We start from the raw sequence: 22,002 nt of genomic DNA on the forward strand, positions 1-22,002 counted from the left end.
GTGATGCGTACCGTGAAGTGGACATTCTACGCGCTGATCGCGCTGATCCTGTTCCTGTTCTTCGACTACGTGCTGCCGCAGCACGAGGTGGTGCGGATCGTCGCTACCAACACCCAGCGCATCGACATGGGCGAAAACGCCTGGTTCTATGCCGTGCCGGATGTCGGCACCGGCGGCACCAACGCCTCGGGCACCGGGCGCGACATCAAGTTCATCCAGACGATCCGCCCGAACGGCCGCCCGATGGTGTTTCGCAACGAGGATACCGGCTGGGGCTGGCCGCCCTACTTCAAGCTCGACAGCTTCGACTTGCAGACCGAGGCCAGCAACCTGATCTCGACCGAGGCGGCGCCGAAATGGGTGATGGTCACGCGCTATGGCTGGCGCAGCCAGTTCCTGACGATCTTCCCGAACGCGGTGCGGGTGCGGGCGGTCGACAGCCCCGATGCCACGGTGTTTCCTTGGGCGAACACCATCATCCTGACCCTTCTCGCGCTGATCCTGCTGGCGATCCGGCGGATGTGGTTGCAGTTCCGCGAGCGCACGATCGCCCCGATGGTCGAGGATGCCGAGGAGGCCTGGGACAACGCCGACGACCGCGCGCGCGGGTTCTGGCGGCGGATGTTCGGGCGATAGCGCCTCAGGCCCGCCGCCGGAGCGTGCCGAACAGGACCGACACCGCAAAGCAGGCTGTCGCCGCCGCGACGATGGACGGCCCTGCGGGCGTGTCGAACGTCAGCGAGGCATAAAGCCCGATCAGCGCCGACAGCGCGCCGACGCCGACGGCGGCGGCGGCCATCGCCTCGGGTGTGCGCGAGATGCCGCGGGCGGCGGCGGCCGGGATGATCAGCATCGCCGCGATCAAGAGCGCGCCCACCACCTTGATCGCCACCGCGACCACGACCGCCAGCGCCAGCGTCAGCACCAGCCGCTCGCGCGCCGGGGAAACGCCCGAGGCCTGCGCCAGATCCTCGCTCAGCGTCGCCGTCAGCAGCGCCGACCAGCGCCAGACCAGCAGCCCCAGCACCAGCGCCGCGCCGACCCAGATGAACACCAGATCGGTGCGCGTGACGGCGAGGATGTCGCCGAACAGATAGGCCTCCAGATCAACCCGGACGCCGTGCACGAAACTGATCGCGATCAGGCCGACGGCCAGCGCGGAATGGGCCAGCACGCCCAGCGTGGTGTCGATCGCCCAGCCACGGCCGACCAGCGTCGAGACGGTCAGCGCCATCAGCAGCGCCACCCCCAGCGTGCCGGTGAAGATCGACACGGAAAACGCCAGCGCCAACGCCACGCCAAGGATCGCGGCATGGGCGGTGGCGTCGCCGAAATAGGCCATCCGGCGCCAGACGACAAAGCAGCCCAGTGGCCCGGCCGCCAGCGCCAGCCCGACCCCGGCCAGCGCGGCGCGCACCAGGAAATCATTCAGCATGGTCATGCGCCCCGTGGTCATGCGCCCCATGCGGCTCGTCGTGCAGATGGTGCGGGTGGGCGGGGTCATGGCCGTGCCCGTGATCGTGCGAATGGTCGTGATCGTGCCGGTGCTGATACAGCGCCAGCGCGCCCTGCGTGCCCAGCCCGAACAGCGCCCGGTATTCCGGTGCGTTCGACACGACATGCGGCGTGCCCTCACAACAGACGTGGCCGTTGAGGCAGATCACCCGGTCAGACGCCGCCATCACTACATGCAGGTCGTGGCTGACCATCAGCACGGCGCAGCCGAGGTCGCGCCGGACCTCTTCGATCAGCAGGTAGAACGACGCCTCGCCGGGCTGGTCCAGCCCCTGCGTCGCCTCGTCGAGGATCAGGATGTCGGGCGTCATCAGCAGCGCGCGGGCCAGCAGCACGCGCTGAAACTGGCCGCCCGACAGATCGGACATGCCCCGCGTCTCGGTTCCGGCCATGCCGACGCGGGTCAGCGCGGCGGCCATGTCGGCGGCGGAATGGCGATGCGGCAGCGACAGGAAGCGGCGCACCGGCATCGGCAGGGCGTCGTCGATGTGCAGTTTTTGCGGCACATAGCCGATGCGCAGCCCCGGCTTGCGGCTGACGCTGCCCGCGGATGGCGCGACGATGCCCAGCAGCGCGCGCAGCAGGGTCGACTTGCCCGAGCCGTTCGGGCCGACCAGCGTGACGATCTCGCCGGGTTCGATCGACATGGTCACCCCTTCCAGCACGGTCGCCCCGCCGAACCGGATGCTGAGGTTTTCGGCGGCGATCAGGCTCATGATGCGGCCCGGCAGGCGGGGCAAAGGCCAAGCGCCTCCACCGTGGCCCGTTCGACGGTGAAGCCGATCTCGGCCCCCGCCGCATCAAGCGCGGCGCGGACGCGGGCGGCGGGTGCTTCGGCCACCGCATTGCAGGCCCGGCAGATCAGGAAGGCGGCGGCGTGATCCTCGCCCGGATGGATGCAGGCGGTGAAGGCGTTCAGCCGGTTGATCCGATGCGCGAAGCCCTGTTCGACAAGGAAATCGAGCGCGCGGTAAGCCACCGGCGGCTGCTTGCCATAGCCCTCGGCCGCCAGCCGGTCGAGCACGTCATAGGCCCCCATCGCGCGATGCGACTCGAGCAATATCTCCAGCGTGCGCCGCCGCACCGGCGTCAGCCGGGCGCCACGGGCGAGGCTGGCGGCCTCGGCGCGCGCCAGCACGGCGCCTGCGCAATGGGCGTGGTCATGATGCGCGAAGGCCAGCGCGGCGGCGGGGTTGGGGGATGCGGTCATCACAGGCTCGTATGTTACGATATTACATCTCTTGACATGTTATCTTGTAACATAGAAACCTTCCCTCCGAAACGCAATCCCGGAGGTTCCCATGCGCCTGATCCTAGCTGCTGCCCTCGCCGCGCTGGCTTCGCCCGCCCTTGCGGTGCCGAAGGTGGTGACCGACTTCGCGCCGATCCAGTCGCTGGTGATGCAGGTGATGGGCAACCTCGGCACGCCCGTGATGCTGTCGCCGGTCGGCGGCGACCCGCATGATTTCCAGATGCGCCCCTCGCTGGCCACCGCGCTGACCGCGGCAGACATCGTGTTCTGGGACGGGCCGGAACTGATGCCCTCGCTGGCCGAGGCGATCACCGCGATGGCGGGCAAGGCGCAGACGGTGGCGCTGTTGCACGAGGGCGGCGGCCACATCCGGCAGTTCGGCGATGGCGAAGGGACCGACCCGCACGCCTGGCTCGACCCGACCAACGCCGAAGCCTGGGTGGCGACCATCGCCGACCGGCTGGCGAAACTCGACCCCGCGAATGCCGCGACCTACGGCGCGAACGCGGCGGCGGCACGGACGCGGCTGACGGCGCTCGATGCCGAGCTGACGGCCGAACTTGCCCCGGCGCGCGGCGTTCCGATCGTCGAATTCCACGACGCCTTCGGCTATTTCGCCGATCACTACGGGCTGAACGTCGTCGGCACGATCGAGCTTGGCGACGCCGCATCGCCCAGCGCGGCGCGGCTGGCCGGGATTCGCAAGACCCTGGCCGCGGCCAAGGCGACCTGCGTCTTCCCCGAACTGGGACGCGACCCGAAGTTCATCGCCACCGTCACCGAAGGCAGCGGCGCGCTCATCGGCGCGGGCCAGGACCCGGAAGGGACCGACCCGTCCGATGCGCCCAGCCCGCAGCTTTACGACACCCTGATGCGCAATCTCGCGCGGACGGTCGCCGATTGCGTGAAGGGCTGACGGTCGGCGGCGGCGTGCGATCTGCCCCTGGCCCGCCGCCTCTTCACCTGCCCGCGCGCGCCGATTAGGGTGATCGGCAGCGCACTTTCCCACCGGCGTGCATCGGAGCAAACGTGACCGCACTCATCCGCCCTTTCGGAACGACCCCGACCGGCGAGGCCATCGACGCGATCCGGCTTCAGTCCGGCGAACTGACCGCCGTCGTGCTGACGCTCGGCGCGATCCTGCAAGACCTGCGGCTGGCCGGGGCGCCCTACAGCCTGACGCTCGGCTCCGATGTGGCGGCGGCCTATGCCGGGCCGATGGCCTATTGCGGGGCGATTGTCGGCCCGGTCGCCAACCGCATCGGCGGCGCGCGGGCGACGATCGGCGGACGGGAGTATCGGTTCGCGGCGAACGAGGGGCCGAACCTGCTGCACTCCGGCGCGACCGGCACTCATGCGCGGGTCTGGTCGGTGACCGAGGCCACGGCCTCTGCCGTGACGCTGTGCCTGACGCTGCCCGACGGGCTTGGCGGCTTTCCGGGCCATCGCGAGATCACGGCGGTCTATGCGCTGTCGGGTTCGGCGCTGACGCTGACGCTGAGCGCCACCACCGACGCACCCACGCTGATGAACCTGGCCAGCCATGGCTACTGGACGATGGACGGCCACGCCGACATCCGCGGCCAGCGGCTGCGGGTCGCGGCGGATCGCTATCTGCCGGTCGATGCCGCGCTGCTGCCGACCGGCGAGGCGCGGCTGGTCGCGGGCGCGTTCGATCTGCGCGCCGGGCGCAGCCTTGATCTGACCGAAGGGTTCGATCACAACTTCTGCCTGGCGGATGGCCCCCGCCCTCTGTCGTTCGCGGCCGATCTGACCGGGCAAAGCGGTCTGCGGATGACGCTGGCGACGACCGAACCGGGGTTGCAGGTCTACGACGGGCGCGGGTTGAACACGGCACCATTCGTGGGCCACGCGGGGCAGCCCTACGGGCCTTCCGCCGGGCTGGCGCTGGAACCGCAACGCTGGCCGGACGCCGCCGCGCATCCGGGCTTTCCGCCGATCACGCTGGATCCGGGGCAGGTCTACCGGCAGGTGACGCGCTTCAGCTTTGACCGGGTGTGAGATCGGATCAGGTCAGCGCGTCCCAGATCAGCTTGCCGCCGGTGCCGAGCAGCAGGACATAGGTGAGGCCGAAGAACAGGCGCTCGGGGATCGCGTGGTGCGCCTTGACGCCAAGCCAGGCGCCGAACACCGCGAAGGGGGCCAGCATCAGGTCGGCCTTGGCGATCTGCCAGGTGAAGATGTTGAGAAACAGGAACGGCACGAACTTCGCCACGTTGATGATCCAGAACACGATCACCATCGTTGCCTGGAACTCGGTCTTCGTCACGCCGCGGGCCAGCATGTAGACCGAGGCGGGCGGACCGCCGGCATTGGCGACGAAGCTGGTGAACCCGGCGACAAGCCCGGCCAGCAGCCCGGCGCCGAGGCTGACCTCGCGCGGGCGGATGCGCAGCACGCCGGTGGCGAGGGCGACCTGATAGACCACGAAAGCCACCGCGATAAGGCCGATGAACAGCCGGAACGCGTCCGGATTTGTCAGCCGGAACAGCGCGGCACCCACCGCGACGCCCGGCAGTCCGCCCAGCAGCAGCACCCGCGCCGCCGTTCGGTCCCACTGGCCCCAGTAGGGCCGCAGCGTTGCCACATCCATCATCATCAGAAGCGGCAGGATCAGCCCCGCCGCCTGCGCGGGCGGCAGCACCATCGCCAGAATCGGAGTCGAGGCAAAGGCCGCCATCCCGGCGAAACCGCCCTTCGACACGCCGGTGAAGATCACCGCCGGAATGGCGATCGCGAAGAAGGTCAGATCGAACATCATGGCGAGCGCCTTCGCAATCCCAAGGGGTTGGCGCCGGTTTAGCGCAAACATGCGCGAGCCGCCAGAGCGCGCCGATTCCGCCGCGCTGCGGCACACTTGCACGGCGGGGGCAATGGGTCTACGCATCCCCGCGTCATCAACCGACCCGGAGAACACCTCATGGCCAGACCCAAGATCGCCCTCATCGGCGCGGGGCAGATCGGCGGCACGCTCGCCCATCTCGCCGCGATCAAGGAACTCGGCGACATCGTCCTCTTTGACATCGCCGAAGGCACGCCGCAGGGCAAGGCGCTCGACATCGCGCAATCCGGCCCGATCGAGGGCTTCGACGCCAGCCTGAAGGGTGCCAACAGCTATGCCGACATCGCGGGCGCCGATGTCTGCATCGTCACCGCCGGGGTGCCGCGCAAGCCGGGGATGAGCCGCGATGATCTGCTGGGCATCAACCTGAAGGTGATGAAGGCGGTCGGCGAGGGGCTGAAGGCGCACGCGCCCGATGCCTTTGTGATCTGCATCACCAACCCGCTCGATGCGATGGTCTGGGCGCTGCGCGAATTCTCGGGCCTGCCGCACCACATGGTGGTGGGGATGGCCGGTGTGCTGGACGCGGGCCGGTTCCGCCACTTCCTGAGCCTCGAATTCGGCGTCTCGATGCGCGACGTCAACGCCTTCGTGCTGGGCGGCCATGGCGACACGATGGTGCCGCTGGCGCGGTATTCGACGGTGGGCGGCATTCCGCTGCCGGACCTCGTCGCGATGGGCTGGACGACGCAGGACAAACTTGACGCGATCATCCAGCGCACCCGTGACGGCGGCGCCGAGATCGTCGGGCTCTTGAAGACCGGCTCGGCCTTCTACGCGCCCGCCGCCAGCGCCATCGAGATGGCGGAAGCCTTCCTGAAGGACCAAAAGCGCGTGCTGCCCTGCGCGGCCTATGTGAAAGGCGCGCTGGGGCTGGACGGGCTTTACGTCGGCGCGCCCACCGTGATCGGTGCGGGCGGCGTCGAGAAGGTGATCGACATCCAGTTGAACGCCGCCGAGCAGGCGATGTTCCAGAAGTCGGTGGATGCCGTGAAGGGCCTTGTCGCCGCCTGCAAGGCGATCGACCCGTCGCTGGCCTGACCGGCGCAAGGACGGCGGCGCCCGTGCGCCGCCGTCTTCCCCGCGATGGCACAGGCGAACCTGCCGACCGGACGGATCGGCCTCGGTCTGTCCGGCGACGACTGGCCCGCCGCCCGTGCCGCGATCCATGGTGACGGGCGCCACCCTGCCGAGGCGCCTGTCTTGGACGGTCAGCCCTGAACCCCCACCTGCCGAAACTCGAACCGCAGAGTGTCCCCGATGCCCTTCCACGACGAACTCGCCGCCCGCCTTGTCCGCTATGCCGCCATCGACAGCCAGTCCGACGCCGACAGCCCCGCGGCGCCCTCGACCGCGATCCAGCACAGGCTGCTGGACCTGCTGGCGCTGGAATTGACCGGGATCGGGGCGGCGGAGGTGACCAAGACCCCCTACGGCACCGTCATCGCGACCATTCCCGGCACCGCGCCGGGGCCGACGGTCGGGTTCCTGGCCCATGTCGACACCGCCCCGCAGTTCAACGCCACGGGCGTGAAGCCGCGCGTGATCAAGGGCTACAACGGCGGCGCCATCACCTTTCCCGACAATCCCGATCTGGTGCTGGACCCGCGCGAGTTTCCGCATCTGGCCGAAAAGCAGGGCCATGACATCGTCACCGCCTCGGGCCTGACGCTGCTGGGCGCCGATGACAAGGCGGGCGTGGCGATCCTCATGACGGCGGCGCGGCACATGCTGGCGACGCCGGGGCTGCGGCATCCGACCATCCGTCTGGCCTTCACCCCCGACGAAGAGATCGGGCGCGGCGTCGACAAGCGGCTGCCGGCCGACCTGCGCGCCGATTTCGCCTATACCTTCGATGGCGGCGCGGTGGGCGAGATCGAGTATGAGTCCTTCTCGGCCGATGGCGCGGTGGTGACGGTCAAGGGCGTCTCGATCCATCCGGGGCTTGCCAAGGACAAGCTGGTGAACGCGATCCATCTGGCCGCGAAGATCATGCAGACGATGCCGCAGGCGACCCTGACGCCCGAGACCACCGACGACCGTCAGGGGTTTGTCCACGCCACCGACATGACCGGCGGCGCGGCGGACATGCGCATCAAGTTCATCCTGCGCGACTTCGAACTCGACGGACTCGCCGCCAAGGGCGAGATGCTGCGCAGGGTCTGCGCCGCCGTGCAGGCCACCGAACCGCGCGCCGAGATCACCTGCACCATCACCCCGCAGTACCGCAACATGCGCTACTGGCTGGAAAAGGACATGACACCGGTGGAGTTCGCCCGCGATGCGGCCCGCAGCCTGGGGATCGAGCCGGTGTCGGTGCCGATCCGGGGCGGCACCGACGGATCGCGGCTGACCGAGATGGGCGTGCCCTGTCCCAACCTGTTCACCGGCATGCAGAACATTCACGGCCCGCTGGAATGGATCTCGGTTCAGGACATGGCCGTAGCGACCGATCTGTGCCTTGCGATCAGCCAGCGCGCGGCAGGCTGATCCGCCACCGACTCGCGCTCCGATGCGGGCCGAAGCATTTGTGATCACACTTTTTCAGCGTGTGATCACAAAACTCGGAATTTTCCGCGGAAACCCCGCTCCCACGTGGAATTGCGTTTGTGGTGCCTTAAACTTGTGCCATTAGCCTGCGCAAATTCCTCAGCTACGGGACAGCTTCATGAACATCCATGAGTATCAGGCCAAGGCGCTTCTGCGCAGCTACGGCGCCCCGGTTTCGGACGGCCGCGTGGTTCTGCGCGCCGACGAGGCAAAGACGGCAGCCTCCGCGCTCGATGGCCCGCTCTGGGTGGTGAAGGCACAAATTCACGCGGGCGGCCGCGGCAAGGGTCACTTCAAGGAGGCCGAGGCGGGCGAGAAGGGCGGCGTTCGCCTGGCCCGCTCGGTCGAGGAAGCCGCCGCGATGGCGCATCAGATGTTGGGCCGCACGCTGGTCACGCACCAGACCGGGCCGCACGGCAAGCAGGTCAACCGCATCTACATCGAAGACGGGTCGGACATCGCCAAGGAATTCTATCTGGCCTTTCTGATCGACCGCCAGTCCAGCCGCATCTCGGTGGTGTGCTCGACCGAAGGCGGGATGGACATCGAGGAGGTCGCGGCCCACACGCCGGAAAAGATCCTGTCGTTCTCGATCGACCCGGTCACCGGCTATCAGGGCTTCCACGGCCGCCGCGTTGCCTTCGCGCTGGGCCTGAGCGGCAAGACGGTCGGCAAATGCGTCGACCTGCTGCAAAAGATCTACACGATGTTCGTCGAAAAAGACGCCGAGATGGTCGAGATCAACCCGCTGATCCTGATGCCGAACGGCGATCTGAAGTGCCTGGATGCCAAGGTCGGCTTCGACAACAACGCCCTCTTCCGCCACGCCGACATCCTCGCCCTGCGGGACGAGACCGAGGAAGACCCGAAGGAACTCGCCGCCTCGAAGTTCGACCTCAACTACATCGCGCTGGATGGCGAGATCGGCTGCATGGTGAACGGCGCGGGCCTTGCGATGGCCACGATGGACATCATCAAGCTTTACGGTGCCGAGCCCGCCAACTTCCTCGACGTCGGCGGCGGCGCCACGCGCGAGAAGGTGACCGAGGCGTTCAAGATCATCACCTCGGACCCGAACGTGAAGGGCATCCTGGTGAACATCTTCGGCGGCATCATGCGCTGCGACATCATCGCCGAGGGCGTGATCGCCGCGGTGAAAGAGGTCGGCCTGAAGGTGCCGCTGGTGGTGCGTCTGGAGGGCACCAACGTCGAACTGGGCAAGGACATCATCAAGAATTCCGGCCTGAACGTGATCGCCGCCGACAACCTCTCGGATGCCGCGCAGAAGATCGTCAAAGCGGTGAAGGGGTAAGTGTAGCGATGCGGATGTTGGCATTCACAATTTCAGCTCTCGCCGCATCTTCAACATTGGCGAAGGCAGTGAGCTTGGATGACACGACCAAGGCCATCCTGTGCTTTCACCTCACCGCATCCGCATCCGCAATCAGCGCAGAACTATTTGAGAATAATAACGTCATAACTGAACCAAACTACTTACTTTGGAAGAGGTACGCAGACTTGTTTTCAAGGATGACGGTGGCAAATAAAAAGCTCTTGGACAGCGATGATGATCGTTTGGCCGCTGATATGTATCAAGATGAAAGCGAAATCAAAGTGATTTCGATGGTTCGCAAAATAAAAGATCTCGGATCTTTAGAAGAAAAATACTCGTTTCTGACTTCAGTCGAAGCGATGTGTTTATCACATGATGCCCAAACGGAAACGAATGAATAAAGTCGGTGTCGATGTCGATGTCGACACGACAAAGCTAAGCTAGGACACTTCGAACATGGCCATTCTCGTTAACGAAAACACCAAGGTGATCTGCCAGGGCTTCACCGGCAGCCAGGGCACCTTCCACTCGGAACAGGCCATCGCCTACGGCACCAAGATGGTCGGCGGCGTGACGCCGGGCAAGGGCGGCAGCAGCCACCTGAACCTGCCCGTGTTCAACTCGGTGCACGAGGCGCGGGCGGTGACCGGCGCCAACGCCTCCGTGATCTACGTGCCGCCACCCTACGCCGCCGACTCGATCCTTGAGGCCATCGACGCCGAGATGGAGCTGATCGTCTGCATCACCGAAGGCATCCCGGTGCTGGACATGATGAAGGTGAAGCGCGCGCTGGAGGGGTCGAAATCCCGCCTGATCGGGCCGAACTGCCCCGGCGTCATCACCCCCGGCGCCTGCAAGATCGGCATCATGCCCGGCCACATCCACAAGCGCGGCAGCGTCGGCGTCGTCAGCCGCTCCGGCACGCTGACCTATGAAGCCGTGAAACAGACCACCGACCTCGGCCTTGGCCAATCGACCGCCGTCGGCATCGGCGGCGACCCGATCAAGGGCACCGAACACCTCGCCATCCTCGAGATGTTCCTCGCCGACCCGGAAACCCACTCGATGATCATGATCGGCGAGATCGGCGGCGCCGCCGAAGAAGACGCGGCGCAGTTCCTGAAGGACGAGGCGAAGCGCGGCCGGTCCAAGCCCTGCGCGGGCTTCATCGCGGGCCGCACCGCACCGAAGGGCCGCCGCATGGGCCATGCCGGCGCCATCGTGGCGGGCGGCAAGGGCGACGCGGAAAGCAAGATCGAGGCGATGCGCTCGGCCGGCATCTTCGTCGCCGACAGCCCGGCGGGGCTGGGTGAAGCGGTGATGAAGGCGATCGGTTAACCGGACAGGCAGCATGAGCTTCGTCGACGCCATCAGAACCTGCCTGCGCCGTTTCGCGACCTTCTCGGGTCGCGCTTCGCGGCCGGAGTTCTGGTGGTTCGTGCTGGCGCTCATGCTTGCCTCGTCCGCGCTCAGCATCGTCGATGCCGCGATCTTCGGCCCGCACGTCAGCGTGGAGCATGTCCGCAACATCGACTCCAGCGGCCGTATCACCGACAGCACCAACCAGATCGTATCCTACGGTGGCGGCCCGGTGTCGGGGGTGTTCTCGCTGCTCAGCATGCTGCCGCTGCTGGCGGCGTCGTGGCGCCGGATGCATGACACCGGCCGCCCCGGCTGGTGGACCGTGGTTCCACCGTTGATTGCGGTCGGCCTGATCTTCTACCTCGTGGTCGGCCTCTCCGGCATCAACCCGTTCACCGGCACCCTGCCGGATGACGATGCAATGCGCCGGATGGTGGCCCCGGGCCATATGTTGCAGTTCTTCGTTGTCTGGCTTGTCGCCGTCGTCTGTTTCATCGCGCCGATCTGGTGGCTCAGCCGCCCGACGCAGTCCGGCCCGAACGAATACGGTCCCAACCCGCTTGAGGTAACCCCATGACCGACCAATCCCCCAACGACCTCTTCAATGCCTCCTCCTTCCTCGACGGGGCGAATGCGGCGTATATCGACCAGCTTCAGGCGCGCTTTGCCGCCGATCCGGCGAGCGTCGATGCCGCCTGGGCCGAATTCTTCCGCGCCCTCGGCGACACCGAGATGGAGGCGAAGAAGCAGGCGAAGGGGCCAAGCTGGGCGCGCGCCGACTGGCCGCCGATGCCGATGGACGAGCTGACCTCGGCGCTGACCGGCGAATGGCCCGCCGCGGCGCGGGAAATGAAGTCGGCCGGTCCCAAGATCATCGCGAAGGCCGCCGAGAAGGGCGTTTCGCTGACCGATACGCAGGTGCAACGCGCCGTGCTGGATTCGATCCGCGCGCTGATGATCATCCGCGCCTACCGCATCCGTGGCCACCTGGCCGCCGACCTTGACCCGCTGCGGCTGGTCGACACCGGCCTGCACCCCGAGCTTGACCCCAAGTCCTACGGCTTCACCGAAGCCGACTTGGACCGCCCGATCTTCATCGACAACGTGCTGGGCCTGCAGGTCGCCTCGATGCGCCAGATCATCGAGATCGTGCGCCGCACCTACTGCGGCACCTTCGCGTTGCAATACATGCACATTTCCGACCCCGAGCAGGCCGCCTGGCTGAAAGAGCGGATCGAGGGCTACGGCAAGGAAATCAGCTTCACCCGCGAGGGCCGCAAGGCGATCCTGAACAAGCTGGTCGAGGCCGAGGGCTACGAAAAGTTCCTGCACGTCAAGTACATGGGCACCAAGCGGTTCGGCCTTGATGGCGGCGAAAGCCTGATCCCGGCGCTGGAGCAGATCATCAAGCGCGGCGGCAACCTTGGCGTGAAGGAAGTGGTGTTCGGCATGCCGCACCGCGGCCGCCTGTCGGTGCTGGCCAACGTGATGATGAAACCCTACCGGGCGATCTTCAACGAATTCCAGGGCGGCAGCTACAAGCCCGAGGATGTCGACGGATCGGGCGACGTGAAATACCACCTCGGCGCCTCGTCCGACCGCACCTTCGACGGCAACACCGTGCACCTGTCGCTGACCGCGAACCCCAGCCACCTTGAGGCGGTGAACCCGGTCGTGCTGGGCAAGGCGCGCGCGAAGCAGGAACAGCGCGGCGACAAGGCGCGCCTGACGGTGCTGCCGGTGCTGCTGCATGGCGATGCGGCCTTTGCCGGGCAGGGCGTGGTGGCCGAGTGTTTCGGCATGTCGGGCCTTGTCGGGCATCGCACCGGCGGCACCATCCATGTCGTGGTGAACAACCAGATCGGCTTCACCACCTCGCCGTCGTTCAGCCGCTCGTCGCCCTATCCGACCGATATCGCCCTGATGGTCGAGGCACCGATCTTCCACGTCAACGGCGACGACCCCGAGGCGGTGGTGCACGCCGCCAAGGTGGCGACCGAGTTCCGCCAGAAGTTCCACAAGGACGTGGTGATCGACATCTTCTGCTACCGCCGCTTTGGCCATAACGAGGGGGATGAACCGATGTTCACAAACCCCGTGATGTACACCCGGATCAAGAAGCAGAAGACCACGCTGCAACTTTACACCGAGCGGCTGGTGAAGGACGGTCTGATCCCGGAAGGCGAGATCGAGGACATGAAGGCCGCCTTCCAGGCCAAGCTGAACGCCGAGTTCGAGGCGGGCAAGGAATACCGCCCGAACAAGGCCGACTGGCTCGATGGCCGCTGGTCCGGCATCAACCGCGAGGGCGAGGAGTATCAGCCCGGCCAGACCGCGATCGCGCCCGAGACGCTGGCCGAGGTCGGTGCCGCGCTGACCCGCGTGCCGCCGGGGTTCGACTTGCACAAGACCGTGGGCCGCCTGCTGGAGGCGAAGCAGCAGATGCTTGCCACCGGCAAGGGCTTCGATTGGGCCACCGCCGAGGCGCTCGCCTTCGGCAGCCTCACCGTCGAAGGCTTCCCGGTTCGCCTGTCGGGGCAGGACTGCACGCGCGGCACCTTCAGCCAGCGCCATTCCGCCTTCCTCGACCAGTCCACCGAGGAACGGCACTATCCGCTCAACCACATCCGCGCCGGGCAGGCGCGCTATGAGGTGATCGACTCGATGCTGTCGGAATATGCCGTGCTCGGGTTCGAGTATGGCTATTCGCTGGCCGAACCGAACACCCTGACGCTGTGGGAAGCGCAGTTCGGCGACTTCGCCAACGGTGCGCAGATCATGTTCGACCAGTTCATCTCGTCGGGCGAGTCGAAGTGGCTGCGGATGTCAGGCCTCGTGATGCTCTTGCCGCACGGCTACGAGGGGCAGGGGCCGGAGCATTCGTCCGGCCGCGTCGAACGCTGGCTGCAGCTTTGCGCGCAGGACAACTGGATCGTCGCCAACTGCTCGACGCCCGCGAACTACTTCCACGCGCTGCGCCGCCAGATCCACCGCAGTTTCCGCAAGCCGCTGGTGCTGATGACGCCGAAATCGCTGCTGCGCCACCCGATGTGCGTCTCGGATGCCGAGGATTTCACCACCGGCTCGCATTTCCACCGCGTGCTCTGGGATGACGCCGAAAAGGGCCATTCCAATACGCAGCTTGCGCCCGACGATCAGGTCAAGCGGGTCGTGCTCTGCTCGGGCAAGGTCTACTTCGACCTGCTGGCCGAGCGGGACAAGCGCGGGCTGGATGACGTCTATCTGATGCGGGTGGAACAGTTCTATCCGTTCCCGGCGATGTCGCTGTCCAACGAGCTTGGGCGTTTCAAGGGCGCCGAGATCGTCTGGTGCCAGGAAGAGCCGAAGAACCAGGGCGGCTGGAGCTTCATCGAGCCCAATCTGGAATGGGTGCTGGGCCGCATCGGCGCCACGCATCTGCGGCCGCGCTATGTCGGGCGCTCTGCCACGGCCTCGCCCGCGACCGGCCTCGCCAGCCAGCACAAGGCCCAGCAAGAGGCGCTTGTCAACGAAGCGCTGACGATCGGAGGATAGCGGATGGCTACGGAAGTCCGGGTGCCGACGCTCGGCGAGAGCGTATCAGAGGCGACCGTCGCCACCTGGTTCAAGAAGGTGGGCGACCTCGTCGCCGCCGATGAGATGCTCTGCGAGTTGGAAACCGACAAGGTGACGGTGGAGGTTCACGCCCCTGTCGGCGGTCGTCTGGCAGAGATTGTCGCACCCGAAGGGTCCACGGTCGGCGTCGCCGCGCTTCTGGCGCAGCTTGCCGACGTGTCGCCCGCAGAACAGTCAACGCCCAGGGCCGCACCGTCGGCGACCGGCGCAGGAGAAGTTGGAATGATCGACGTGATGGTGCCCACTCTGGGCGAAAGCGTGACTGAGGCGACCGTCTCGACCTGGTTCAAGAAGGTCGGCGACACCGTCGCGCAGGATGAGATGCTGTGCGAGCTGGAAACCGACAAGGTCTCGGTCGAGGTGCCCGCCCCGGCTGCCGGGGTGATCGCGCAAATTCTTGTGCCCGAGGGGGCGACCGTTGCCGCCGCCGCCCGGCTTGCCGTGATCTCGACCGACGCGGCCGCCGTGGTTGCGGCCCCCGCCGCCGCGCCCGCCCCGGCCCCCGCCGCCCCGGCGAAGGATGTCGAGGATGCGCCCTCGGCGAAGAAGGCGATGGCCGACGCGGGCCTCGGCCGCGACGCTGTCACCGCCACCGGCCGCGACGGCCGCGTGATGAAGGAAGACGTCGCCCGCGCCGTCGCCGCCGCCAAGGCCGCACCCGCGCCCGCCGCGCCCCCCGCGATCCCCCGCGCCCCGGTCCCGGCCGACGATGCCGCGCGCGAGGAACGGGTCAAGATGACCCGCCTGCGCCAGACCATCGCCCGCCGCCTGAAGGACGCGCAGAACACCGCCGCCATGCTGACGACCTACAACGAGGTCGACATGTCCGCCATCATGGAGCTGCGCAACGAGTACAAGGACGCCTTCGAGAAGAAGCACGGCGTCAAGCTCGGCTTCATGTCCTTCTTCGTGAAGGCCTGCACCCACGCGCTGAAAGAGGTGCCCGAGGTCAACGCCGAGATCGACGGCACCGATGTGGTCTACAAGAACTACGTCCACATGGGCGTGGCGGTCGGAACACCCTCCGGCCTCGTCGTGCCGGTGCTGCGCGACGCCGACCAGATGGGTTTTGCCGCGATCGAGAAGAAGATCGCCGAACTGGGCCTGCGTGCCCGCGACGGCAAGCTTTCCATGGCCGAGATGCAGGGCGGCTCCTTCACCATCTCCAACGGCGGCGTCTACGGCTCGCTGATGTCCTCGCCGATCCTGAACCCACCGCAGTCGGGCATCCTCGGGATGCACAAGATTCAGGACCGCCCGGTGGTGGTGAAGGGTCAGATCGTCATCCGCCCGATGATGTATCTCGCCCTCAGCTACGATCACCGCGTGGTCGATGGCAAGGGCGCGGTGACCTTCCTCGTTCGCGTGAAAGAGGCGCTGGAAGACCCGCGCCGCCTGCTGATGGACCTCTGAGGGCGAAATGCTCGCTCGTCTCACGTCCGGTGGGGGCTGCGGCGGCGCAGTGGCGGGGTTGCTGTTGGCGCCCCTTGCCCGCGTCGCCGCCGTTCCCCTCCGGCATGAAGCGCCTGCCATCGACCGCCGCCGCGCCATCAGCGCGATCCGGCGGGCGGGCCGGGGCAGGGCTCCCCCCGACGGGCGTCGTCGTCACCGACCCCCCGGGTTCCTCGCCAGCCCCGCATCCGGCTCCGCCGTGACCCGCGCCGCCTTGACCCCGCCCGTTCTGCGCGCGACAGTCCGGGCCCTGCCCCACCCGAAAGGCCCCTCGCCATGCTGACCAGCGAACTCGACATCCTCGCCCTCTACGGGCTCCTCGTCTGCCTCACGCTCGTGGCGCAAGCCTCCGGCGCAATGACCCAGCTCGACATGGGTTACCTGCTCTCGTCGCGTGACGAGCACCGCACCCTCTCGGGCATGGTCGCCCGTCTGGAACGCGCGCTGAACAACTCGGTCACCGCGATGGCGCTCTTCGCCCCGGCGATCCTGATCCTGCAGGCCAAGGCGGGCTTCTCGCCCACCTCGCTGCTGGCGGCGCAGGTCTTCCTCGCCGCGCGCGTGCTTTACCTGCCGGCCTATGTCTTCAACCTCACCGGCTTCCGCACGCTGGTCTGGTTCGTCGGCTTCGCCGCCACCGCCGCGCTCTACCTCCTGGCCTTCTGAGGTGCCATGACCACGCTGCAGCTTCGCACCGCCGCCCTTGCCGCCGCCGCGCTGTCGGTGGTGGCCTCGGTCGTCTATTTCGGGATGCTCGGCCTGCCGCAACCCGGCGGGCACGCGGCCGCGTTCGTCGGGCTTCTCGCGGCGCTGCCGGTCGGCGTCAGCCTGGGATGCCTTCGCCTGCTCGCCACCCGGCGCAAGGTGCGCCTGCCAGAGCCGACGCGGTCGATGATCGAAACGGTGGCGGTTGGCACCGCCTTCCTCTACCTGCTCTACCAGTTGTCGCGCGCCATCCCCTTCGCCGGACCCGTGGCCCTGGCGATCGACGCGCTCGTGCCCGGCCCGCTGCTGCACCTGCTCGCCCTGATGCCCGGCCTCGGCGCCGCCGTGCTGACCGAAGTGCTCTGGCGCCGCACCGCGAAAGGCCCCGCCCGATGAGCCCGGAACTCACCGCCCTCGCGCTCGCGGGGCTGCTGCAGGCGGTGCAGTTCCTGCTGATGGCCATCCCCGCCAACCGCGAGCTTGGTCCCCGCTACACCGCCGGCCCGCGCGATACCGATCCGCCGCGCCCCCTCTCGGCCCCCGCCGGTCGGCTGAAGCGCGCGATGGAAAACCACTTCGAGGCCCTGATCCTCTTTACCCTCGCTGTCGTCGTCGTCAGCCTCGGCCACCGCGGCAGCGGCTTCACGGCCGCCTGCGCCTGGGCCTATCTCGGCGCCCGCATCCTCTATGTCCCGGCCTACGCCTTCGGTTGGGCGCCCTGGCGCTCGGCGATCTGGTCGGTCGGGTTCTTCGCATCCGTGGCGATGATCCTCGCCGCGCTTCTCTAGGCCATGTTTTCGCATTGGCCCAAATATCCTCGGGGGGTCCGGGGGGCAGACAGCCCCCCGGCCACCGCAACGAAAGGAAAGCCCGATGGCCAACTTTGATGTGATCGTGATCGGCAGCGGCCCCGGCGGCTACGTCTGCGCGATCCGCGCCGCCCAGCTCGGGTTGAAAACCGCCTGCGTCGAGGGGCGCGAGACGCTGGGGGGCACCTGCCTCAACATCGGCTGCATCCCGTCCAAGGCGCTCTTGCACGCCAGCCACATGCTGCACGAGGCGGAAACCAACTTCGCCGCCATGGGGCTGACGGGCAAATCGCCCACCGTCGATTGGGCGCAGATGCAGGCCTACAAGGACGACGTCGTCGCGACCAACACCAAGGGGGTCGAATTCCTGTTCAAGAAGAACAAGATCACCCGCATCACCGGCTGGGCCTCGATCCCCGCGCCCGGTCAGGTGAAGGTCGGCGACGAGGTTCACACCGCCAAACACATCGTCATCGCCACCGGGTCCGAGCCGTCATCGCTGCCCGGCGTCACGGTGGATGAGGTGACGGTGGTCACCTCCACCGGCGCGCTCGCGCTGCCGAAGATCCCGAACACGATGGTTGTCATCGGCGGCGGTGTCATCGGGCTGGAGCTTGGCTCGGTCTACGCCCGCCTCGGCACCGCCGTGACCGTGGTCGAATACCTCGATGCGCTGATCCCCGGCGCCGATGCCGAGGTCGCGCGCACCTTCCAGCGGCTGTTGAAGAAACAGGGCATGGTGTTCATCACCGGCGCCGCCGTGCAGGGGGTCGAAGTGACCGGGGGCAAGGCCAGGGTCAGCTACAAGATGCGCAAGGATGGCACCGAGGCCACGCTGGAAGCCGAGACCGTGCTGGTCGCCACTGGCCGCCGCCCCTTCACCAAAGGGCTGGGGCTGGAGGAACTGGGCGTGAAACTGACCGCCCGCGGCCAGATCGAGACCGATGCGCAATGGCGCACCAACATCCCCGGCCTCTATGCCATCGGCGATGCCATTCCCGGCCCGATGCTGGCCCACAAGGCCGAGGACGAGGGCATGGCGGTGGCCGAGGTCATCGCGGGCCAGCACGGCCATGTGAACTATGGCGTGATCCCCGGTGTGATCTACACCTGGCCCGAGGTCGCCTCGGTCGGCGAAACCGAGGAAAGCCTGAAAGCTGCGGGCCGCGCCTTCAAGGTGGGCAAGTTCAGCTTCATGGGCAACGGCCGCGCCAAGGCCACTTTCTCGGGCGACGGCTTCGTGAAGATCCTCGCCGACACGGCAACCGACCGCATCCTCGGCGCCCACATCATCGGCCCCTCGGCGGGTGATCTGATCCACGAGGTCTGCGTTGCGATGGAATTCGGCGCCGCGGCCGAAGACCTCGCCCGCACCTGCCACGCCCACCCGACCTATTCCGAAGCGGTGCGCGAGGCCGCGCTGGCCTGCGGCGACGGCGCGATTCACGCCTGAGCGGGGTCTGGATCGCAGGGCCGCGCAAGGCGGGGCCGACCGATCTGACCGCGATCGGCCGATGCGGTTTTGCATCAGTGGGTGCGGCCCTGCGCGTGCGGTCGGCCGCTGCGTTGACGCAGGTAACGAATGTGTTAACTCTTGGTGAAGGGCGGTGAAAAGGCTTTCTTGAGAGCCGCGTTGGCCCGCTCGGTTGTGTGCGGAAAAGGAGTTTGAGGATGAAGATCGGAATTTCAGGCGTCGTATTCTCCGTGTTCGTGGCAGCGTCCGGTGTCGCGCAGGCAGGACCGACGGCAACGCCCTATAACTGGTCAGGTGTCTACGTCGGCGGTGGGGTCGCCACGACGCTTGCGCATGACCATATCTATGATGAACAACTCGGAACGGGCGACAACGACTACATCGACCATTTCAAGATGCGTGGCGGGTCGCTTTCCCTCTACAGCGGATACAACGTCCAGAACGGTCCCTGGGTCTACGGCGCGGAAGCCAATCTGCAATTTCCGGGCGCCAAAGGCGACAATGCCGCTTGGCCGTTCGGCACCGACATGACCGCCCGCATCAAGAACGTCGGATCGGTAAGTGGTCGGCTCGGCTATGCGGTCGGCGCCAACCTGTTCTACGGAACCCTCGGCGTGGCGTTCGGGCAGATCGAGACGCACTATTACGACACTGCGGGCGGGGGCGAGTCCGCCGCGCCGGCCGTGGTCGGCCCGGGCACGGTCGAGGATATCGGCAAGCACGTTCGCGCCGGTCTGGCGGTCGGAATTGGCATCGAGCATGCCTTCAACGAGCACTGGTCCGCCCGGGCGGAATATCGCTTCATCAAGTTCGGGCGTGTCACGGATGCGACGCTCAATACCGATTTTGACTGGAAGGAACACAACAACATCGTTTCCCAGACCGTGATGATCGGCGCGACCTACAAGTTCTGATCCCTCCGTTCCGGCGGGCCCCGGGTGACCTTATCCGGGGCCGTGCCGCAGCCTACCGCCCGACGCCCACATACGCGGTGAACCCGGCCTTCTTTGCGTCCTTGGCCGAGTAGATGTTGCGCAGATCCGCCATCCTCGGCACCGCCATCTTCTTCGCCATCCGCGCCAGATCCAGCGCGCGAAACTCGTTCCACTCGGTCAGGATCACCAGCACGTGCGCGCCCTGCGCCGCGTGATAGGCGTCGTCCGACCACTTCACCCCCGGCAGCAGCGCCTCGCCTTCCTTGCGGCCCTGCGGATCGACCACCTTGACCTTGGCGCCGTTGCCGACCAGCGCCGGAATGATCGTGAGGCTTGGCGCCTCGCGCATGTCGTCGGTGTTGGGCTTGAAGGTCACCCCCAGCACGGCGATGGTCTTGCCGTTCACCGTCCCGTCGCACAGATCGACGATGCGGTCGATCATCCGCCGCTTGATCTCTTCGTTCACCTTGATCACCGCCTCGGTGATCTGCATCGGTACCGCATGATCCTGCCCGATGCGCGCCAACGCCCGCGTGTCCTTCGGGAAGCAAGACCCGCCATAGCCCGGCCCGGCGTGCAGGAACTTGTTGCCGATCCGGCCGTCCAGCCCCATCCCCCGCGCCACATCCTTCACATCCGCGCCGACCTTCTCGCACAGCGCGGCGATCTCGTTGATGAAGGTGATCTTGGTGGCAAGGAAGGCGTTCGCCGCGTACTTGATCATCTCGGCCGACTCGAGATCGGTGAAGACGATCGGAAACTCGCGCAGGAACAGCGGGCGGTAGACGTCCGACATCACCTCTTTCGCGCGTTCGGTCTGCACCCCCACCACCACCCGGTCGGGCCGCATGAAATCGTCGATCGCCGCGCCCTCGCGCAGGAATTCCGGGTTGGAGGCGACGTCGAACACGGCCTCCGGCCGCGCCTTGCGGATCACGCGCGCGACCTGCTTGTTGGTGCCCACCGGCACCGTCGATTTCGTCACGATCACCGCATAGCCCGTCAGCGCCGCCGCGATCTCTTCCGCCGCCGCCATCACATAGGTCAGATCGGCGTGCCCGTCGCCGCGCCGCGTCGGGGTGCCCACCGCGATGAAGACCGCCTCCGCCCCGTCCACCGCCGCCTTGAGGTCGGTGGTGAAGGCCAGCCGCCCGGCCGCAACGTTCCGCGCCATCACCTCGTCAAGGCCGGGCTCGTAGATCGGAAGCTTGCCCGCCTCCAGCATCTCGATCTTGCGCGGGTCCTTGTCGACACAGACCACATCATGCCCGAAGTCCGAGAAGCACACCCCGGACACAAGGCCGACATAGCCCGTGCCGATCATCGCGATTTTCATATGTTTCCCTCGAAGCTGCCCCAGATTTTCCTTCAACCGATGCGAGAACGTGGGCATTGTGTCAATGCGGCCCACCGAAATGGTTGCCGATGGGTGCGGTTGGCCCACACCTTCAGGGATCGCGGCGATTCCGTCCGGGCGCGCTGAAAGAGGGAGACAGAGCCGTGTCGATGATGCGTTACAATTTCGGGGCGCTATTCGTGGCTGCTCTGATCCTTGGTGCGGGGACCAGTGCGATGGCCTGCTCGCAATCGCCGCTTCAGGGGCTGGATGCGCAGGTCAAACCCGGCGCCGGGTTTGATCAGCGGTTGCTGGACACCGCCATTCGCGCCCGAGTGAACCTCGAGCGCTGCAAGGTCGGCCTGGGCCCGCTGGCACCCGCTGACGGGGTGCGGCAAGTGGCCTTTGTCCACAGCGAATGGATGGCGCAGACCGGCCAGCTCTCGCACGACGGCGGCCCGGCGGGGCAGGCCAGCGTGTTCGCTCGGCTGTCGGGCACCGGGGTTCCGATGTCGTCCGGGGCCGAGAACATCGCGACGGCGCATGTTTACCGGGTGGATGGCATCGAGTTCCAGACCGGCAAGGGCAAGTGCGACCTTCGCGATGCCAGCGGCCGCGTGATCACGATGCACAGCTATGGCAGCCTCGCCGCCGAGGTGGTGGCAAACTGGATGGCCTCGCCGGGCCACCGGCAGAACATCCTTGATCCGCAGGTCCGGTTCACCGGCGCGGCGGCGGCCTTCGCCGACGAAGCCCCGGTGTGCGGGATATTCTACGTCACACAGGATTTCGTGGGCTGAC

General features: G+C 66.9%; 22 protein-coding genes. 17 read left to right on the forward strand and 5 right to left on the reverse strand.

The features are described 5' to 3' along the window. The first annotated feature begins 3 nt into the window (after positions 1-3). Entirely contained in the window at positions 4-636 is a 633-nt protein-coding gene (locus AC11WY_RS13230) for a DUF1523 family protein (RefSeq protein WP_482926230.1), read from the forward strand. A 4-nt stretch (positions 637-640) separates the two neighbouring features. On the opposite strand, the gene AC11WY_RS13235 is transcribed toward AC11WY_RS13230, so the two are convergent. The 3 genes from AC11WY_RS13235 to AC11WY_RS13245 are packed head-to-tail and all read right to left on the reverse strand — an operon-like array spanning position 641 to position 2,725. Next, positions 641-1,435: a metal ABC transporter permease gene (locus AC11WY_RS13235; protein ID WP_482926284.1), complete on the reverse strand. Its 795-nt coding sequence runs from the start codon at positions 1,433-1,435 to the stop codon at positions 641-643. Then, on the reverse strand, positions 1,425-2,231 hold the full coding sequence (locus tag AC11WY_RS13240) for an ATP-binding cassette domain-containing protein (protein WP_482926232.1): 807 nt from the start codon (positions 2,229-2,231) through the stop codon (positions 1,425-1,427). The genes AC11WY_RS13235 and AC11WY_RS13240 overlap by 11 nt, the downstream gene beginning before the upstream one ends. Then, positions 2,228-2,725, reverse strand: a complete 498-nt coding sequence (locus AC11WY_RS13245) for a transcriptional repressor (protein ID WP_482926234.1) — start codon at positions 2,723-2,725, stop codon at positions 2,228-2,230. The genes AC11WY_RS13240 and AC11WY_RS13245 overlap by 4 nt, the downstream gene beginning before the upstream one ends. Before the next feature lie 91 nt (positions 2,726-2,816). On the opposite strand from AC11WY_RS13245, the gene AC11WY_RS13250 reads away from it, so the two are divergent. Together AC11WY_RS13250 and AC11WY_RS13255 are read left to right on the forward strand one after the other, a co-directional pair. After that, positions 2,817-3,683 (forward strand): zinc ABC transporter substrate-binding protein, encoded by an 867-nt coding sequence (locus AC11WY_RS13250; protein WP_482926236.1) that lies wholly within the window; start codon positions 2,817-2,819, stop codon positions 3,681-3,683. 113 nt (positions 3,684-3,796) lie between these two features. Continuing rightward, positions 3,797-4,789, forward strand: coding sequence for an aldose epimerase family protein (locus AC11WY_RS13255; protein ID WP_482926238.1), 993 nt, complete (start codon positions 3,797-3,799; stop codon positions 4,787-4,789). Between the two features lie 7 nt (positions 4,790-4,796). Here AC11WY_RS13255 and AC11WY_RS13260 read toward each other — a convergent pair whose 3' ends face one another. Next, positions 4,797-5,549 carry a sulfite exporter TauE/SafE family protein gene (locus AC11WY_RS13260; RefSeq protein ID WP_482926240.1) on the reverse strand — a complete coding sequence of 251 codons (753 nt, stop codon included), beginning with the start codon at positions 5,547-5,549 and terminating at the stop codon, positions 4,797-4,799. 159 nt (positions 5,550-5,708) lie between these two features. On the opposite strand from AC11WY_RS13260, the gene mdh reads away from it, so the two are divergent. The 13 genes from mdh (at position 5,709) to AC11WY_RS13325 (ending at position 19,844) form a co-directional block, all read left to right on the forward strand. Then, on the forward strand, positions 5,709-6,671 hold the full coding sequence (gene mdh / locus AC11WY_RS13265) for a malate dehydrogenase (RefSeq protein ID WP_482926242.1): 963 nt from the start codon (positions 5,709-5,711) through the stop codon (positions 6,669-6,671). 219 nt (positions 6,672-6,890) lie between these two features. Next, a complete protein-coding gene (gene pepT, locus AC11WY_RS13270) occupies positions 6,891-8,120 on the forward strand; it encodes a peptidase T (RefSeq protein ID WP_482926244.1) in 1,230 nt (409 codons plus the stop codon). A gap of 178 nt (positions 8,121-8,298) precedes the next feature. Then, entirely contained in the window at positions 8,299-9,492 is a 1,194-nt protein-coding gene (gene sucC / locus AC11WY_RS13275) for an ADP-forming succinate--CoA ligase subunit beta (protein WP_482926246.1), read from the forward strand. Between the two features lie 74 nt (positions 9,493-9,566). Beyond that, entirely contained in the window at positions 9,567-9,914 is a 348-nt protein-coding gene (locus AC11WY_RS13280) for a hypothetical protein (protein ID WP_482926248.1), read from the forward strand. Positions 9,915-9,969: 55 nt separating this feature from the next. Then, on the forward strand, positions 9,970-10,851 hold the full coding sequence (gene sucD / locus AC11WY_RS13285; RefSeq protein WP_482926250.1) for a succinate--CoA ligase subunit alpha: 882 nt from the start codon (positions 9,970-9,972) through the stop codon (positions 10,849-10,851). 13 nt (positions 10,852-10,864) lie between these two features. Beyond that, positions 10,865-11,452 carry a DUF805 domain-containing protein gene (locus tag AC11WY_RS13290; protein WP_482926252.1) on the forward strand — a complete coding sequence of 196 codons (588 nt, stop codon included), beginning with the start codon at positions 10,865-10,867 and terminating at the stop codon, positions 11,450-11,452. Continuing rightward, on the forward strand, positions 11,449-14,409 hold the full coding sequence (locus AC11WY_RS13295) for a 2-oxoglutarate dehydrogenase E1 component (RefSeq protein WP_482926254.1): 2,961 nt from the start codon (positions 11,449-11,451) through the stop codon (positions 14,407-14,409). Before AC11WY_RS13290 ends, AC11WY_RS13295 begins: the two co-directional genes overlap by 4 nt. Positions 14,410-14,412: 3 nt before the next feature. Further along, a complete protein-coding gene (odhB, locus tag AC11WY_RS13300) occupies positions 14,413-15,903 on the forward strand; it encodes a 2-oxoglutarate dehydrogenase complex dihydrolipoyllysine-residue succinyltransferase (RefSeq protein ID WP_482926256.1) in 1,491 nt (496 codons plus the stop codon). A 315-nt stretch (positions 15,904-16,218) separates the two neighbouring features. Next, the gene (locus AC11WY_RS13305) at positions 16,219-16,608 is read left to right on the forward strand and encodes an MAPEG family protein (protein ID WP_482926258.1); all 390 of its coding nucleotides are present in this window, start codon (positions 16,219-16,221) and stop codon (positions 16,606-16,608) included. A 6-nt stretch (positions 16,609-16,614) separates the two neighbouring features. Continuing rightward, positions 16,615-17,043 (forward strand): hypothetical protein, encoded by a 429-nt coding sequence (locus AC11WY_RS13310; protein WP_482926260.1) that lies wholly within the window; start codon positions 16,615-16,617, stop codon positions 17,041-17,043. Beyond that, positions 17,040-17,435: an MAPEG family protein gene (locus AC11WY_RS13315; RefSeq protein WP_482926262.1), complete on the forward strand. Its 396-nt coding sequence runs from the start codon at positions 17,040-17,042 to the stop codon at positions 17,433-17,435. Before AC11WY_RS13310 ends, AC11WY_RS13315 begins: the two co-directional genes overlap by 4 nt. Positions 17,436-17,520: 85 nt before the next feature. Next, positions 17,521-18,909, forward strand: a complete 1,389-nt coding sequence (lpdA, locus tag AC11WY_RS13320; RefSeq protein ID WP_482926264.1) for a dihydrolipoyl dehydrogenase — start codon at positions 17,521-17,523, stop codon at positions 18,907-18,909. 218 nt (positions 18,910-19,127) lie between these two features. After that, positions 19,128-19,844, forward strand: coding sequence for an outer membrane protein (locus tag AC11WY_RS13325; RefSeq protein ID WP_482926266.1), 717 nt, complete (start codon positions 19,128-19,130; stop codon positions 19,842-19,844). 52 nt (positions 19,845-19,896) lie between these two features. On the opposite strand, the gene AC11WY_RS13330 is transcribed toward AC11WY_RS13325, so the two are convergent. After that, complete coding sequence (locus AC11WY_RS13330; protein ID WP_482926268.1) at positions 19,897-21,201, reverse strand: UDP-glucose dehydrogenase family protein; 1,305 nt, start codon at positions 21,199-21,201, stop codon at positions 19,897-19,899. Positions 21,202-21,371: 170 nt separating this feature from the next. Here AC11WY_RS13330 and AC11WY_RS13335 point away from each other — a divergent pair, with 170 nt between their 5' ends. Continuing rightward, positions 21,372-22,001: a CAP domain-containing protein gene (locus tag AC11WY_RS13335; protein ID WP_482926286.1), complete on the forward strand. Its 630-nt coding sequence runs from the start codon at positions 21,372-21,374 to the stop codon at positions 21,999-22,001. Position 22,002 lies beyond the last annotated feature (1 nt).

It is taken from the genome of Solirhodobacter sp., from assembly GCF_964715405.1.